General features: G+C 58.7%; 12 protein-coding genes. 2 read left to right on the top strand and 10 right to left on the bottom strand.

Features of this window, described 5'->3' with window-relative positions; genetic code table 11:
- The first annotated feature begins 51 nt into the window (after nt 1–51).
- A complete protein-coding gene (locus IB254_RS27390) occupies nt 52–1,452 on the top strand; it encodes an aminoacyl-tRNA deacylase and HDOD domain-containing protein (RefSeq protein WP_008030618.1) in 1,401 nt (466 codons plus the stop codon).
- A gap of 96 nt (nt 1,453–1,548) precedes the next feature.
- Here IB254_RS27390 and IB254_RS27385 read toward each other — a convergent pair whose 3' ends face one another.
- Nucleotides 1,549–1,938, bottom strand: a complete 390-nt coding sequence (locus IB254_RS27385) for a hypothetical protein (RefSeq protein WP_008038063.1) — start codon at nt 1,936–1,938, stop codon at nt 1,549–1,551.
- Between the two features lie 487 nt (nt 1,939–2,425).
- Here IB254_RS27385 and IB254_RS27380 point away from each other — a divergent pair, with 487 nt between their 5' ends.
- A complete protein-coding gene (locus tag IB254_RS27380; protein ID WP_192420532.1) occupies nt 2,426–2,809 on the top strand; it encodes a DUF6124 family protein in 384 nt (127 codons plus the stop codon).
- Between the two features lie 190 nt (nt 2,810–2,999).
- On the opposite strand, the gene IB254_RS27375 is transcribed toward IB254_RS27380, so the two are convergent.
- From IB254_RS27375 to icmH, 9 genes are all read right to left on the bottom strand, one after another.
- Nucleotides 3,000–5,630: a T6SS phospholipase effector Tle1-like catalytic domain-containing protein gene (locus IB254_RS27375; RefSeq protein WP_225602527.1), complete on the bottom strand. Its 2,631-nt coding sequence runs from the start codon at nt 5,628–5,630 to the stop codon at nt 3,000–3,002.
- Nucleotides 5,615–6,130: a DUF3304 domain-containing protein gene (locus tag IB254_RS27370; protein ID WP_411737509.1), complete on the bottom strand. Its 516-nt coding sequence runs from the start codon at nt 6,128–6,130 to the stop codon at nt 5,615–5,617. The genes IB254_RS27375 and IB254_RS27370 overlap by 16 nt, the downstream gene beginning before the upstream one ends.
- Before the next feature lie 98 nt (nt 6,131–6,228).
- Nucleotides 6,229–6,750, bottom strand: a complete 522-nt coding sequence (locus IB254_RS27365; protein WP_192420560.1) for a DUF3304 domain-containing protein — start codon at nt 6,748–6,750, stop codon at nt 6,229–6,231.
- Between the two features lie 29 nt (nt 6,751–6,779).
- On the bottom strand, nt 6,780–7,586 hold the full coding sequence (locus IB254_RS27360; RefSeq protein WP_192420530.1) for a DUF4123 domain-containing protein: 807 nt from the start codon (nt 7,584–7,586) through the stop codon (nt 6,780–6,782).
- A gap of 11 nt (nt 7,587–7,597) precedes the next feature.
- Nucleotides 7,598–9,664 (bottom strand): type VI secretion system tip protein TssI/VgrG, encoded by a 2,067-nt coding sequence (tssI, locus tag IB254_RS27355; RefSeq protein ID WP_192420528.1) that lies wholly within the window; start codon nt 9,662–9,664, stop codon nt 7,598–7,600.
- Nucleotides 9,665–9,692: 28 nt separating this feature from the next.
- The gene (locus tag IB254_RS27350) at nt 9,693–10,694 is read right to left on the bottom strand and encodes a serine/threonine-protein kinase (RefSeq protein WP_192420526.1); all 1,002 of its coding nucleotides are present in this window, start codon (nt 10,692–10,694) and stop codon (nt 9,693–9,695) included.
- Nucleotides 10,691–11,419, bottom strand: coding sequence for a PP2C family protein-serine/threonine phosphatase (locus IB254_RS27345; protein ID WP_192420524.1), 729 nt, complete (start codon nt 11,417–11,419; stop codon nt 10,691–10,693). The genes IB254_RS27350 and IB254_RS27345 overlap by 4 nt, the downstream gene beginning before the upstream one ends.
- Nucleotides 11,419–14,958 (bottom strand): type VI secretion system membrane subunit TssM, encoded by a 3,540-nt coding sequence (gene tssM / locus IB254_RS27340; protein WP_192420522.1) that lies wholly within the window; start codon nt 14,956–14,958, stop codon nt 11,419–11,421. Before tssM ends, IB254_RS27345 begins: the two co-directional genes overlap by 1 nt.
- A 13-nt stretch (nt 14,959–14,971) precedes the next feature.
- The gene (gene icmH, locus IB254_RS27335; RefSeq protein WP_008030654.1) at nt 14,972–15,847 is read right to left on the bottom strand and encodes a type IVB secretion system protein IcmH/DotU; all 876 of its coding nucleotides are present in this window, start codon (nt 15,845–15,847) and stop codon (nt 14,972–14,974) included.
- Nucleotide 15,848: the final 1 nt, after the last annotated feature.

Raw genomic sequence — 15,848 nt, 5'->3', positions numbered from 1 at the left:
CCTAAACAAGCTGGTTATACTCCTGCAATTGTTTGAATACGGATACAGACCATGACTGAAGCTGCCCTCGTCCCCGAAACCCCGCACGCTCCGTCTGTTATTCGGCTGCTGCTCGCCAAACTGGGCATCGCCTACGAAGAAGTCCTCGACCACCACGGCCTGAACGCCTCGCGCAAAGTGCAAGCGGTGCTGCTCGACGACGCCGTGGGCGCGCTGATGGTGCTGTTTCCGCAAAGCCAATTGCTCGACCTCAACCGCCTCGCCGAACTGACCGGCCGCCGCCTCGCCGCCGTGTCGACCGAGCGCCTGGAAAAGATGCTCGGCAAACACAACCTGAGCCTGCTGCCCGGCCTGCCGGCGCTGACCAGCTCGCCCTGCCTGTACGAAGAAAGCCTGCTGCGCGAACCGAAGTTGCTGATCAACTCGGGCGAGCCGGGCGTGCTGCTGGAAATCACCAGCGAAGCCTTCAAGACCATGCTGACCAAGGCCAGCGCCGCCAACTTCGGCGAGAACGTGAGCAGCATCCGCCCGAACCTCGACCGCCCCGACGATGACCGCGAGGAAATCACCCAGGCCGTCCAGGCGTTCACCGCGCGACGCATCCAGCAGCGCCTGGAAGCCACCATCGAAATTCCGCCACTGGCCGAGACCGCGCAGAAAATCATCAAACTGCGCGTCGACCCCAACGCCACCATCGACGACATCACCGGCGTGGTCGAAACCGACCCGGCCTTGGCCGCACAAGTCGTGAGCTGGGCGGCGTCGCCGTACTACGCCTCGCCGGGCAAGATTCGCTCCGTTGAAGACGCCATCGTCCGCGTGCTGGGCTTCGATTTGGTGATCAACCTGGCGCTGGGCCTGGCCCTGGGCAAAACCCTCAGCCTGCCCAAAGACCACCCGCAACACACCACGCCGTACTGGCAGCAATCAATCTACACCGCCGCCGTCATCGAAGGCCTGACCCGCGCCATGCCGCGCGCCCAGCGCCCGGAAGCCGGCCTGACCTACCTCGCCGGCCTGCTGCACAACTTCGGCTACTTGCTGCTGGCCCACGTGTTCCCGCCGCACTTCTCGCTGATCTGCCGCCACCTGGAAGTCAACCCGCACCTGTGCCACAGCTACGTCGAGCAACACCTGCTCGGCATCAGCCGCGAACAGATCGGCTCATGGCTGATGCGCTACTGGGACATGCCCGACGAACTGGCCACCGCGCTGCGCTTCCAGCACGACCCGAGCTACGACGGTGCATACGCCGAGTACCCGAACCTCGTGTGCCTGTCCGTGCGCTTGCTGCGTAGTCGCGGCATCGGCTCCGGCCCGGATGAAGACATCCCCGACGCCCTGCTCGAACGCGTCGGCCTGACCCGCGACAAAGCCAACGACGTCGTCAGCAAAGTCCTCGAAGCCGAAGTCCTGCTGCGCGAACTCGCCTCGCAATTCACCCAAGCCTAAAAGCAATCGCGAGCAGGCTCGCTCCCACAGGATTTAGGTGATCCCTGTGGGAGCGAGCCTGCTCGCGATGAATCCACCCCGGTCCAACTGACCACCTCAAACCTTAGCGGCAGCCTTCGCCTTCCGCGGCTTCAAATACTTGGTCAACCCCTGAAACCAGATCACCAACGCCGGGTTGCCCTTGATCTGAATCGACTTGTCCTGAATCCCCGTCATAAACGCCAACTGCTTGTTCTTCGCCTGCATCGTGGCAAAGCCATACGCCGCATCTTTAAACGCAATCGCAAACGCCGGCTCGGCATACACGCCCGACTTACTGGTAATGCGCTGATCCTTCACAAAGAAATGCCGCGCCACTTTCCCGTCCAGGGTCTGCAGCTGAAACACCAATTCCTTGTCACCCAACTGCTGCTGAAACGCAGGATTAGTCCGACTGGCCTTACCCATCAACAAACCCAGCATCCACAGAAGAAAACGAAATTTCATGCGCACAGCCTCAAAAGGAAAATGAACGGCCGGCGCAGTGTAGCGGCTTCGAGAGAGAACGCCACTATTGCGCAGTGTTAGAAGAAGATGCCGTGGTTTTTGACGCCGATGACTACCAAGTCATTGACGAAATGTGGCTGTTTAAAAGCCGTGCTCTTTTGATCTTTCTACGCTCGACGCTATCGGAAATTTCCTTCGATACGTGGTGCTGTTCATGAACTAGGCAGGCATAGGCTTCGCCGATAGTCTTTGTTCGTCGCCGCAAAATCGGCGATACGGACGTGCAAGTCCGAACCCAGGTGCGCAATTGCTTATGGCTATTCGTCGAGTGTTTTCCTATGCTCGCGGGTCGTTATGGCGGCTGTGCGTCGGAGACCTTCGGGTCTGCCGGTTCCTGGATCGGTCTTGCACACCAACGCACAGCTGCCACCTCTTTCGAAGTGCAAAGCGAAACGGTGTCGGTCTCTTAATTCCAGGAGCTGCATCCATGATCAAGCCAACACCCAACCCTCCAGAACACGAAGCCACCTCCCCCTACGAATCCTTGGATTCCAAAAAACTCCACGAAGCCGCCGAGCGTGCCCTCGACCATCACTTCGGCACCGCACCGGATAAACAATCGAAAAGCCGCAAGGGTGCGCTCTTCATCGTCGCTCCCGACCTCCACACCGAAACCCTCCTGGCCAACGCCTCAGAAGACCTACTGTCCATCAGCGCCATTGCCGCCGACCTGGCCGACGGTGTAGAAGGCTCCCGCCGCTCAGTCGCCCTGGCCCTCAGCAGAATGGCGGACGGTGTGCATCTGTTGGTGGAGCGAGCGCTGGACCACATTGATTCGTCGACCCCGGAAGAGCATCGCGCCAAGGCGTGAAGCTGAACTGGCTAACCAAGCAAACAAAAACGGCCCCTATTGATGTTGCCAACAATCGGGGCCGTGTTCTTTTCTGGCTCAGGAACCCGGGCAGACCTTTGGTTACTTCACTTCAAAATAGGCTTTGCCAGGGTAATTGGGAACCAAACTAAAAGGGCGGCTCACCAGAGCCGCCCTTATCTTTGTACAGCTACACGTTCTTTTCAGACGACTTCAAGTTACTGGCCTGATCAGCCACCAAGTCAAGCCAGCCACCGGGCTTGTCCTCTTCGTTCGCCGAATTCGCCAGCATACCGGCCAATGCACCCACGTCTTTCTTGCGAGCAGCTTCGACTGCTTCAAGCGCCTGATGGGCTACCAGGATTTTCTGCAGCGCCGGGGTGTTCGCGGTTGCTTCGGTCAATGGTTTCAGCGGTGGCAAGGCTGCGACTTTGGCAACCAGGTCACCCGGCTCTTTAGTGAACGTTCGTAACGAGTCGAGGCTATCCAGCATTGGCAGTGCAATCCCGGTCAGCGGATCGAAGGCACTGATTTGCGGCAACTCCGAAATACCCACACCTACTTTGCCGCTGAGCACTGGAAGTGCTAACGACGGCAAAAAGAGCCCCAACAGCATGCGAGGGTCTTTTTTCTTGATGCTCAGACCGACACTGGCAACAGCAATACCGAGTCCAATCACTCGACCCGCTGTGGCTAGCAGAGACAATTGCTTGTTCGACTCATTATCGAAATGCACCAGACGAATTCGGAAGTAGTCCGTAAACGGTTCGCGGGGCACAATCCCGGAAGTGTTCATAAACCAAGCACGAGAGTCGTGAACCTGATCATCAAAGAGCGCTACGAGGTCTTCCTGACCTGTTCTCGGTTTGTTCGGTGAACTGAACATTTTTTCGTAACGAGCCGTCCCTTCTTTGTAAAGGTACGCATACTCCTCGGCTTCGTCTTCTTCGTTGATCAGATACACCGTACCGCCAAGCAACATATCGATCACAGCCACACTCGTATGACCGTCACCGACCAAGCCCCACTCTCTTCGATAGTCATGACGGAATTCCGCTGCGGCGCCGAGCAACTGCCGGTGGTCTAGCGGTGGTTCGAACACTTTTTCCCAGCGCGCATTTTCATACTTGTCCTTGCCGACAATTTGAATATTCAGCTGGTGCTCTTTTTCCTGTTCCTCTGTGTATGTTGGCGCTGGCTTGCCCTGTGCAGCCGCAGTAGTTTCAGCGTTGTGGCGCTTTTCCAGGTCCTCCCAAGCATCAATCTTGGCCTGTGGCATATCCGGAGCGGCATTTTTAAAAAATGATTGTTTTTCTACACCGCCAGCATACCGATCAATTCGCCATCCAGTGATCAGAGCGTGCTCACGTTTCATCATGTCCTCTAGCGGACCACTTTGGCCTTGTGCTTGCCATGCGTTGAAGCGTTTGATGAGCGTTTCGGAGATTAAAAACTCACCCTCAAGTTCTGTTGCCATCATTCTCCATTGGTCATGAACCCCTTCTTGCACCGCGGGCCCTGGAACTAGCAGTGGAGCGCCCGCCATGAACGCTTCGGCGTACATGTGCTGCAAAGCAATTTGGGATAAGACATGGTCTGACCCAGCGGTTGCCTTCCCTTGGTCATTTGGAGAGTACCCACCACCTACGTCCGAATGAACCCCAGGATATATGTACTCAACTGTTCCTTGTCGATAACTTGAAGCTTTACTTTTATCACGACTGCCGTCTGCTGATTTTGGGCGGCGGCGTATTGAATCCAATGGAAAGCTTGCTCGCTGCTCATGGCCAGAAACCAAATGAACGCAGCGTTTTAGATAAGTACAATCATCAGGTAGCGCTGTGCTCTGAGAAAGGGATTCTGCTTCGTCGGGAAGGCGCATAGTGCCATCAGCCCAGTCCATATGCCCTGCTGCAAATGGAACACTGTCGGCAAGTCCAACTGCGGCGACGGTGTCAAAAACACCTAGAAAGTTGATCGATATTGGTAGTCCCGCAAATCGGTACTCAACGGCACCGTTTTCATTTTCGCAACGAACGAGCGTCTGTAACCAATTGACAAAAGTTCGGGCTTCAGCAGCCCCTCGGGAAAACCCGTAAACATAAAGTCGCATAGCTAAAATATGCGGTTTCTCTCCAGAGTCATCTCGCTTTTTCAGTTTATCCTGAAGATCCTGAATTGGTTTTCGCAACGTTGTTTCGCGTTTCTTTTCTCCGCTTTCGAATAAACCTAAGCCGAAGGTATTTGCGTAACCATTCGTCGCCATGTCTTTTAGCATTCGTTTGGTTATATCGATCGGCAGCCTCCCATCTCCCACACTTTGCTTTAACGCATCAAGCAATCTCGTAAGTGCCCAATTAATACGATTTTCGCCACCACTCGCACCAACTAATCCACTGTTATCAGGGACAAACTCTTCAACATCCGGAAATACCGTACCAACCCCAGGACAGTAATATTTCACAAACCCTTCTCGTACCATATCGGGCAGTGCTCCCAAACTGGCATGAAAAAGACGCGCAATGTTACTCCGTGAATTAGGTGTTGACGCTCCGTCCGCCTGATCGTTGTTATTGGTACCATCGAAAGCTAATGTGATATGCAGCGTTTTACAGCAGGGCGTACCACTATCCGCTCCCCCCTTAGCTTGAATGAGCTTACGTTGCTGACTACCAAATGCACGCTCGTCTTTTTTTTGCAATTGTATATTCTTGGTTAGCTGACCTGGATCATTTGGCAGTCGACGCGCAAGAGGAAAACTCGGAGCAACTAACGCACTATCCGGCGAAGGGGCGCCCGGCCCCATTAATGATTCGAACATGTGGCCGGCTCCTTAACTTTAAAGTACGCCTTGTCTGGATAATTTGGGTTTTCTGGAGTAAAACAAGTCGTGGATACTTTTACTTGATCGCAGGGTAGGAAGTGAACTTGCAAGGCACAAAGTTGCTCGGCATACTTCGGAATTTCAACCGTTGCTGTATGGTGAGAATAACCAGCGGAGTGACGAACCAATGCCTCTTTTAGAATTTGTCCGTATTGGTCACGCTTAATGGGGCCGTATGGATTTGGGTCTTTGTCCCACTCAATGATTGCTCTAACTCCCGGATTCCACTGAAGAGGGAGTGCGCCACAGCAAACTTCAGCTCCTCCACCAGCATTTGGTGGAATCCGGGGACCACCCGCACCATTAATACTAAACCGTATAATTTCCGCGGAGGTGTGGTTATAACCAGTAATCGGTGCAGACACCATTTCAGGGCCAGCATTGCAAGCGCTTACGCCGAACATGCTGAATACAAGAACTAATGATCGCGCCACCATATTGGAACTGATTCTTCTTAGCCCCAAGCAAAGTTTCCGCACAAAAACGTCTTGCATAACAGTCGCAAACAAGCGTATTTCTTTAACTACATCATTCATTATTGACATACCTTCGGCTCCTCCATATTCATTGAAAAATTATACGGATAGGCTGGATCTCCGCGCTTAATGTTGTCAGCTGACACGCGAACTTGATCACATGGAAGAAAATGCACCTTCAAAGAACCCGCCGTATCGTATTTTGGAATATCGACAGTTACTGAATGCTGGGTATATTGCGCCGCATGCTTTTTATATTCTGCACGGTAAGCGTCCGTACCAATTGGTGGCCATTTGGCAGAAGGTCTTGCATTAGGGTCTTTCTCCCATTCAACAATAGCTCTCAAACCTGGGGTCCATACTCTTGGCACAACCCCACAACAAACTTCACTACCCCCGCCCTGATGAGGCCCTACGTTTGCACCACTTGCACCATTCACAGTAAAGCGATTGATGGCAGAAGAAGTATGGTTGTAACCCGTCACCGGTGCCGCCAGCATTTTCGATGGAGCACTGCTGCAACCACTCAACATCACCACCCCCCCTAACACCCACCCACGAACCCGCCAAGAAGACCTCATCTCCCCCAGCCCACAAGCAACCCCACTCATCAAATCAACGCCTTCGGCGGTTCATCAATCACAAACGGCGAGTTCTCCACCAGCCACTGTTCAATAAACGGTTCCCGCTCTTCCGGTTCCTTCAACCCCTTCTGATTCGCTGCAATCTGGCTGCGATACAAATGACGAATAAGCCCCTCATTACGGCTCAAGCCGTAGTTCTGCGGCACGGCGCAGCGGTCGACGCGGTAGGCGTCGGCTTCGGTCCAGGCGAGCAGGTTGGCGACTTGTGGGTGGTCGAACATGACGGGGCCGTTGGCCGGTGTGGGGGCGTGGCGGACGTAGTTGCCGGGCAGGCTTTGTGGGTGTTGGTCGCGGTCGAGCCAGTGCCAGGAGATGACGGCGGCGTGGAAGGCGTTGCTTTGTACCGGGGTCAGGGTTTCGGCGACGGGCAGCAGCATGCGCGGGTCGTAGTAGCGCAGCACGCCTTCGGAGCGGCCCTGGTTCCATTTTGCCTGGGTGTAGCCGCGCAGGTGTTCGGCCAGCGCATCGAACGCCCAAGGGCTGAACAGGGCGACGACGTGTTTGTTGCAGTCGACGGCGCTGATGAAGGTTTTCAGCCAGGCGCGCTGGGCCGTGTCGACGCGCAGCAGCAGCGGGCCGAAATCGGCGATGGCGACTTCCGGGGTGTTTTCAAACAGCTTGGCCAGTTTTGGCCCGTCGGGCTGCTCCGCCAGTTCTTGCAGCAGCGGGTAGTCGAGGCTGGTGGCGTCGATCAACAGGTCGAGGTGCGACTGTTTCAGTTGCAGGGCGTTGACCCATAACTCATCCAGCCAGTGCACGTTGCTTGTGTACATGAAGTCGTCCTTTATCGTGCGGCCAAGGCCTGGGCGTTACGTTTGGCCCGGGCCAGGCATTCCTTGCAAACCGGGGGCGGCGCCATCGGTGCGTTGCCGAGTGCCTGAGGCGGCACAGCGCCGGCGATGTCCTTGTCCGCTGCGCCTGGCAGTATCGGCGGTTTAATCCCGATCCCGGTCCCCGAGCCCGCCGATCCACCGGCATTGATCTTCACAATCGGCCCAACAACCGTCACCCCACCGCCATCCAGCTTGATAAAACTGCCACCACCCAAGATGGTCAGCTCCGAATCGGCCTCGATAACAATCTTCGCCCCAGCCTTCAGGTGAATCTCTTTCCCAACGCTAGTCAGCTGCGCAGTCCCCAACTTCACATGCTGGTTCTGCCCAACCGTCAGGTGATCATCCACCCGCGTTTCAACCTTGCGATCAGCAATCGTGGTGCGGTGCTCTTCAGCCTTCAGCTCGGTGTAGGTGTTCTTCACCACCGTGTCGTGCCGCTCATTGCCGACGCGAATCTTCTGGTCGTGCTCGATGTTTTCATCCCAATCCCGCTGGGCATGGATGAAGATTTGCTCCGCGCCTTTCTTGTCTTCAATGCGCAGTTCGTTGTACCCGCCGCCGCCCGGTGAGCTGAGGGTTTTGAACACGCTGCGCGTCTTGTTCGCCGGCAGTTCGTAGGGAACCTGGTTTTCCTTGTGGTACAGGCAGCCAGTCACCAGTGGTTGGTCGGGGTCGCCTTCGAGGAAGGTGACGAGGACTTCCATGCCGATGCGCGGGATGACGATGGCGCCGTAGCGGTCGCCGGCCCAGCTTGAGGAGACGCGCATCCAGCAGCTGGTTTTGTCGTCGGCCTGGCCTTCGCGGTCCCAGTGGAATTGCACTTTGATGCGGCCGTATTGGTCGCAGTGGATTTCTTCGCCGGCGGGGCCGGTGACTTTGGCGGTCTGGCTGCCGAGTACGCGGGGTTTCGGGTGTTGCAGCGCCGGGCGGTAGAACACGGCCCATGGGGTGGCGAGGAAGCGGTTGCGGTAGCCCTGGTGGAAGTCGTCTTTGTTGTCGGTGGTGTCGCTGGTCACGGACTCTTCGAGGACTTGCGGTTGTTTGCCTTCGTGGACGATTTCGGTGAGCAGCCAGAGGTCGTTCCACTCGGTGCGTGGGTGGTCGGACATTTCCAGGAAGTGGCCGCTGATCAAGCGGGTCTGGTCGCCGTGGCCTTCGGCTTGCTGGTAGTCGGCGCGGTGGCGTTCGAGGATGCGCTGGCTGAGGAATTTGCCGCGCGCGCGGTCGAGGAAGCGGCCGGGGTAGTCGTAGTCTTCGAGGTCTGGTTCGTCACTCTGAACATCGGGCTTGTAGGCAGCTTCGAGTTGCAGGCGTGGTTTTTCGAAGTCGTAGTCGCGGCGCGTGGTGCGACTGGTGCGGGTTTCCAGGCGCAGTTTGAAGCCTTTGATCACCGGTTCGTCGGCGACCATGCCGCTGCCTTGCACGTACGCCGTTGGCTGGCCGAGTTTCGGGAATACGGTCTGATCATCACCGAATACCAGCAAGTGAGCTTTTTCGCTGTGCTGGAAGTGGTAGTGAATGCCTTCCTCTTCGCACAGGCGCTGGACGAAGTGCAGGTCGGTTTCGTCGTACTGCACGCAGTAGTCGCGGTCCGGGCATGGCTGGCTGAGCTGGAAGTTGTAGGCGTTGCCCTTGATGCCGTGTTCTTCGAGGATCAGCGCGATGATTTTCGGCGCGGACATCTGCTGGTAGATGCGCTGGTTGGTGCGGTGATGCAGGTATTGCAGGTGCGGCACCAGGGAGACTTTGTAGCGGGTCAGGCGCTTGCCGGCATCACCTTGGGCGACGCGGTAGATCTGGCCGTGAATGCCGCTACCCTGCGGATCGAACGCGAGGAATGCCTGTTTGTGCAGGAGTTTTTCCAGGTCCAGATCGGGGTTTTCGCTGACCAGTTCGAGGTCGAAGCGATACGGCTGGCTGATGCCTTCGGTGCCGGTGAACGACAGCACTTGCAGGTCGCCCACATAGTCTTCGACAGTCAGGCTGAAGTGCGTTTCGTTAGCTGGGTTGAACATTGCTTGCTCCCTGTTCGGTAGTCATCCGTTACGCCCGAAATCGCAGACGTTGCAGCAAAGACAAAGTGGCGCCCATGGCGTCACGCAGTTGTGCGGCGGTGATCGTTCGATCGGCCGCATCGAATGCCAGCGCCGTTCGCAGGGCTGGCCAGCAGTGTTTCGGTAGATTTTTCGGGGCGTGCAGCTCGCGCTCCAGGTGTTCGTCACGGGCCTGGGTCGAGGGCAAGCGGCGGAACGGGTGTTTGCCGCCCGCCAATTCGTAAAGCACGCAGGCCACGCCGTAGACGTCGGCGCTGGCGGACAGCGGCTGGCCTTCGAGCAGTTCCGGTGCGGCGTAGCCTGGGGTCCAGGCGTTGAAGCGGTCGCGGCTCAGGTGTGGCAGGCCTGGGAGGATGCCCTCCTCGGCTTGGCCCAGACCGAAGTCGAACAGGCGCACGCCTTCTTCGCTGAGCATCACGTTGCTCGGCTTCATGTCGCCGTGCAGCACGCCGCGTGCGTGGGCGTAGGCCAGTGCGTCGAGCAACGGCAGCGCGATGTCACGCAGTTCTTTCCACGGCAGGCCAAGTGGCCGTTCGCAGAGCAGTTTGTCCAGGGTCAGCCCACGCATGAGTTCCATGGTGATGAAGGCGCGCTGGCAATCGGTGTCCACTTCAAAGGTGTGCGGTCGCAACACATTGTTATGGCGCAGGCGTCGGGTCAGGGCGAACTCGCTGTAGAGCAAGGCGCTGGCGTCCGGCGATTCGGCAAATTCTTCGCTGAGGATTTTCAGCGCGATATAAGGGTCGGGATCGCCGAATTGCTCGCTCAGCAAGTCCCGTGCACGGTAAACCGCGCCCATGCCGCCGGCACCGAGCAGGCGCTCGATGCGGTAACGCCCTGCCAGCACGTCTGGCAGTTCACCGACGCTGGCCTTGGTCGGCGCCAACGCGGGCTCAGCTTGATGCGACTTGGCAAACGCAAAGTAAGTCAGGTTATTGGCTTGCTCTTCGCTCATCAGCAGGTCGTCGAGCGGCGGCATGAGTTGGGTCATTGGCGGATCACCACGGCAGTCAGGTTGTCCCGGGCCGAGCCACGCAGCGCGCCGTCGAACAGACGCTCAAGCGCGACATGCGGCGCGGTCAGGCTCAGGGCGCTACCCAAGGCATCGCTGCTCAGCCCGTTGTACAAACCATCGCTGCACAACAGAAACGCATCGCCGGGGTAAACCTCGAGTTCGAGCACGTCCAGCGTCAGCTGCTCGGCGGCCCCGACCGCACGGGTCAAGGCATGCGCGGCGGGATGGGCACTGGCGTCTTCGACGCTCATCTGTTGCTCGTCGATGAGTTGCTGTTGCAGCGAATGGTCCTTGGACAGCTGATACAAACGCTGGCCGCGCCACAGGTAACAACGGCTGTCGCCGGCCCAGATGCAGGCCGCGCGATTGCCTTCCACCAGCAGCGCCACGACGGTGCTGCCCATGATGCTGTCGTGGCGCCCGGCGGTGACGGTCAACTCCTGACCCAAGCGGCGGTTCAGCCAGTGCAGGCACTGGCGAATACCTTTGAGTCGTTCGTCGAAGTCATCCTGCACCGGCAATTCCGCCAGGCTGGCGACGATCAACTGGCTGGCAACGTCGCCGCCCTGATGACCGCCCATGCCGTCCGCGACCACCCACAGCCCCTGCTGCGGGCAGTCGAGGAAAGCATCTTCGTTGCGCGCCCGAACCTTGCCGGCATCGGTGCGCGCAGCGCTGCGCCAGGAACTGGCAACCAGCATCAGAGCTGCACCGGCATACGGAAGGTGCGCAGCACGCCCATGTCGAACGGGTTCGGCGTGCGCTGGCTGGTCAGCAAGTAGTTGGCGCGCAGGCCACCGACGTCCGCCTTCAGCACCAGCACATCACGACCGCTGAGGTACTCGGTTTGCATCAGGTCGAACAGACGGAACAGCGACCACGGGCCGGAGTTCTTCTCGATGCCGATCGGGCGGCCCGCCATCTTGTCCATCACCAGGCTGGTGCGCCCGTCTTCAGCGTCGGTCGGCCATTTGAACGACACCGGCACAATCGGGCCGTGACGGTATTCGATGGTCTTGTCGCCGAACTTGAACTCGGAACGGCTGACCGCCGGGTCGAGGGTGTACGGCTCCAGTTTGAACTGCACTTGCGGTTCCGCCGGGTTGATCGAGAAGAAGCTCTGGCGGATCACTTGGGCTGCGGCCATCTGGTCGAGGTAGACCTTGGAGATCGGCATGCTGTGACCGTCAATGCTGCGCAGACGGTAGTTGCCCGGATCGCCACTCACGAACGGACGCATGTAGGTATCAAAGAAGCGATCGGCAATGCCCTGCGCCTTGAAGAACTCGCGGAAGTCGCTGATCGCCACGTCGCTGGTGCTGTGGGCGCTGAACGGGTAGCGCTTGTTGATCGCCTTGCCGTAGAAGCTGTACAGCTCGCTTTGATAACGCTGGTTCAGGTACTGGTAGGAATCATTAAGCACCAGACGCCAGGTGTCTTCGGCCAGCACGTTGAACCACACGCTGACCGGGCGCGGCAGGCGGTTCGAGGCATTGCGCAGGTTGCTCAGCGCATCACGCTGGCCGCTCATGCGGGTCTTGGCCATTTCGAACGCGGCCTGCTCCGGCGCACTGGCGCGCGCAAGGCTCGACAGTTGCATTTGCAGGTCGTTGAGCGCCGTCAGCGCCGGGGTCAAATCAGCGGCCGGGCCGTTGTTGTCATCCAGCAAACGGTGCAGCGGTTCGAAGCGGCGTTGCAGGGATTTCTTCGCGGTGTCCGGCAGGTTTTTGATCGCGGCCATGTCCGAGGCTTTGTCCGCGGCGGCAGACGCCAGTTTGCCCAGCTTGCCCAACTTGCCTTTCTGCTCGCCCAGTGCTGCGGCGGCATCAGCCGCTTGATCGACCGCCTCGGCTTCTGCCGGGAATCGGGTGTTCTCGCGCACTTCCACCAGCAGTTGCAGCACCGGCGAGTTGGCCGAGGTCAGGCCCGCCAGTTGCTCGGCGCCCTCACTGAAATCGCTGATCGGAGGCAGTGCAACCTGGCCCACGGCTTCGCTCCAGAAGTTGGCGTAGTCGCGGAAATACAGCTGCTCCAGTTCGACCATCAGGCGACGCAAGTCCATGCCGCTGATGCCCGAACCTTCGCCCAGCACCCAGTTGTCACGCAGGATATCGGTGACCAGCGCACTGCCCTGCACCGAGAAATACTGCTGATAACCCTGCTGGGTGTAGAAGCCCGGGATCACGTAATCGGTGCCGACAAACAGCGCACCTTGCGGGCCCAGGTGTTGGCTCAAACGGTATTCCGGCAGGTCTCGGGCCTGCTCGCGCAGCATCCGGTAAACCACGTTGGCCAGCGACTCGCTGCGCAATACCTGACGCGCCTGAGCCACCAGTTGATCGTTCAGCGGGTAGATAAACGGAAGCTTGAGCAAACGCTCGAAGTGCGTGTTCAGGCCGTTCTGCACCGCCGTGTTGCCGGCGTAACGCAGGGACCAGTCAGTAGCGACCCAGTCCTTGAGCCACACCGCATCGCGACGATCTTTCATGTTCAGCATCAGGTACGCACGCAGGCTGTTGAGCAGGCGTTCGCGGTCCTTCATGTTGGCGCGGATCTGCCCTTCCAGCAGGGTCGCGACCTTCGGCAGCAATTGCTTTTCGAGCTCGCGCTCGTAAGCCGCCTTGACCACCGGGTTGACGTCTTCACCCTGATACAGACCGCCACGCTCGTGGTAACCCACGTCACCCTTTTTCGGGAACACCTGGGTCGCTGCGTAGCTGGTGTCGAGGGTCTTCAGTACCGCCATCGAATCATCACGGGCGGTCAGGGCCGAGCGCTGTTGCGTCCAGGTTTGCGCCAGGTTGCGCAGGTTTTCCAGGCGCTCATAGTTGGCCGAGAAACCGCTTGCCCACAGCAGGCCGAACAGGCCCAACGCCGCCAATGCACCGACGTACAACGCACGCTGGCCCCAATGGATGCGGCTGCGTTCACGTTTGTCCAGACCGGCCAGATCGGCCTCAGGGAAAATCACCCGGCTGAGCAAATGGTGAATGAACCGCGAACGGCCACTGCGCAGGGTCGGCAATACGCCGGAATTGATCCCCAGATTGGCGCCGATGCCGGCGGTGGTCTGGTCCATTTCCTGGGTCAGGTGCGGTGCGCTGGTCAGGTAGAAACCGCGCAACTGGCTGACACGCTGATAACGGTTGCCGGTGAACGCCATGTCGACGAACAGGCACAGGCGCTCGCCGATCTGCCCCAGTTGATGCGGGAAATCGAGGATGCGGCCACGGCGCTGGGTGTCGCGCTCCTGGTGCATGCGCATGATCACTTGGCTGTTCAGGCGACGCAGCAGCTCTTCGAACTCGGCGCGCAGCACGGTGACGTCGGTGCCGCTCTGCTCTTTGCGGAAGCTGGTGCCGAGCACCTGATCGCTTTCTTCGCGGGTCAGCTGGTCGAAGAACTCGTCGAAACCGAGCAACTGGTCAGCCTTGCTGAGGACCAGATAGATCGGCACATCGACGTGCAGTTTCTGATGCACGTCTTGCAGGCGCGCACGCACCTGACGCGCCAGCGTCTCCAGGTCCTGCTCGTTAGCGCCCAGCAGCAATTCCACGGGAATGGTCACCAGCACGCCGTTCAACGGACGGTTGCGACGACGCTTGCGCAGCAGGTCGAGCAAAGTGCTCCAGGCGCTGCCATCGACTTCGGCATCCGCCTGGGTCAGGTAACGACCGGCGGTGTCGATCAGCACACCGTGGTCGGCGAAATACCAGTCGCAATGACGGGTGCCGAGGGTGTCGCGGGTCAGTTTGCGATCGATCTTGTTGATCGGAAACTCAAGGCCCGAGAAGTCCAGCAGGCTGGTCTTGCCGCTGCCCTGCGGGCCGATCAGCAAGTACCACGGCAAATCGCTGCGCCAGCGTTCGCTGCGGCCGCGATAGAGGCTCGAGGTCTTCAGGGTTTTCAGGGCGTCCTTGAAACGCTCTTTCAACTCCTTCTGCTCTTCGTCGATCTTCTCTTCACGACGGATACGATCCTGACCATCCTCAGTCTCTTCGACCGCTTTCTTGCGCACACCGGCACGCCAGCTGACGAAGACCATGGTCAGGCCCCAGATCAGAAACAGCACACTGATGGTCAGCAGGCGGGAGGTCGAACCTTCCCAGAACTTGTAGTCATCGACGGCCAACAGCGGCCCGACAAACCAGACCAGCAGTGCGACGAACAGCACCAGCAGCAAGGTCCAGACCCAGGTCTGGCGCACGAACGCGCCGACTTTCTTGAAAAACTTTTTCATCACACGTCCCTGTTTACGGCTGCGACAGCGGCTGGGCCGCGGCGGAATCCAGCGGCTGATAAGGTTGCAGAACGGTGTCGCGCTGCTCGCCCAAGACCCAGGCGAACCCCGAATACATCACCACCAGGCAGACCACGGTGAACAGCACCACCATCCACGCCGGCACGATGCGCACCAGGCTGCGACGCTGGTCGTTCAAGCCTTCCCAATGCGGCGACAGTTCACGCGGCACGTCGCCGCGCAGCTGACGAATCTGCCGATACAAGGCGTCGCGGATGCCTTCGAGTTCGAGCATGCCGCGCGCTTGCACGCGGTACTTGCCTTCGAAACCGAGGGACAGGCACAGGTACATCAGCTCCAGCATCGGCAGGTGCTTGACCGGGTTTTTCGACAGGCGATCCAGCAGCTGGAAGAACTTCTCGCCACCGAAGGTTTCGTTGTGGAAGCTGCTGAGCAAGCTCATCTGCGACCACTCGCTTTCGTTGCCCCACGGCGTGGTCACGACGGCTTCATCGACCACGGTGCAGAGCACGTAACGCGCAGCCATCACCTGGCTGCTTTCGGCGCCGTTGTGCAGCGCACGCACTTCAAACAGTTTCAGCCCGGCGGTCAGGCGCTCGTTGAGCGCGTACATGTCTTCGCGGCTGTCGCTGTGCTTGAGGCGAACCACTTCCGACAACAGGTCGGAACCGGCGGCCACCAGCGAATTGAGGCTGATGTTGAAGGTCTCCGCCGGGCGCAGGCGGGCGGCGTAGATCATCCGCTCTTCGAGTTGTTCGAAACGCGGCGGTGCGGCGAAGTCGGTCAGCGGACTTTGCGCCGGGCCGTGGCCCTGGCGGTCGAGCAAGACGGTTTTATCGTCCTGATGGTGTTCCATGTCCTTGATCATG

This window comes from Pseudomonas sp. PDM03 (genome assembly GCF_014852385.1).
Classification (GTDB): Bacteria; Pseudomonadota; Gammaproteobacteria; order Pseudomonadales; family Pseudomonadaceae; genus Aquipseudomonas; species Aquipseudomonas migulae.
This window is presented reverse-complemented; position numbering and strand designations above follow the sequence as displayed.

What these genes read in the sequence shown, in the direction of transcription:
- IB254_RS27390 (WP_008030618.1), top strand. Translation starts at nt 52, where the DNA reads ATGACTGAAGCTGCCCTCGTCCCCGAAACCCCGCACGCTCCGTCTGTT.
- IB254_RS27385 (WP_008038063.1), bottom strand. Translation starts at nt 1,938, where the DNA reads ATGAAATTTCGTTTTCTTCTGTGGATGCTGGGTTTGTTGATGGGTAAG.
- IB254_RS27380 (WP_192420532.1), top strand. Translation starts at nt 2,426, where the DNA reads ATGATCAAGCCAACACCCAACCCTCCAGAACACGAAGCCACCTCCCCC.
- IB254_RS27375 (WP_225602527.1), bottom strand. Translation starts at nt 5,630, where the DNA reads ATGTTCGAATCATTAATGGGGCCGGGCGCCCCTTCGCCGGATAGTGCG.
- IB254_RS27370 (WP_411737509.1), bottom strand. Translation starts at nt 6,130, where the DNA reads ATGGTGGCGCGATCATTAGTTCTTGTATTCAGCATGTTCGGCGTAAGC.
- IB254_RS27365 (WP_192420560.1), bottom strand. Translation starts at nt 6,750, where the DNA reads ATGAGGTCTTCTTGGCGGGTTCGTGGGTGGGTGTTAGGGGGGGTGGTG.
- IB254_RS27360 (WP_192420530.1), bottom strand. Translation starts at nt 7,586, where the DNA reads ATGTACACAAGCAACGTGCACTGGCTGGATGAGTTATGGGTCAACGCC.
- tssI (WP_192420528.1), bottom strand. Translation starts at nt 9,664, where the DNA reads ATGTTCAACCCAGCTAACGAAACGCACTTCAGCCTGACTGTCGAAGAC.
- IB254_RS27350 (WP_192420526.1), bottom strand. Translation starts at nt 10,694, where the DNA reads ATGACCCAACTCATGCCGCCGCTCGACGACCTGCTGATGAGCGAAGAG.
- IB254_RS27345 (WP_192420524.1), bottom strand. Translation starts at nt 11,419, where the DNA reads ATGCTGGTTGCCAGTTCCTGGCGCAGCGCTGCGCGCACCGATGCCGGC.
- tssM (WP_192420522.1), bottom strand. Translation starts at nt 14,958, where the DNA reads ATGAAAAAGTTTTTCAAGAAAGTCGGCGCGTTCGTGCGCCAGACCTGG.
- icmH (WP_008030654.1), bottom strand. Translation starts at nt 15,847, where the DNA reads ATGATCAAGGACATGGAACACCATCAGGACGATAAAACCGTCTTGCTC.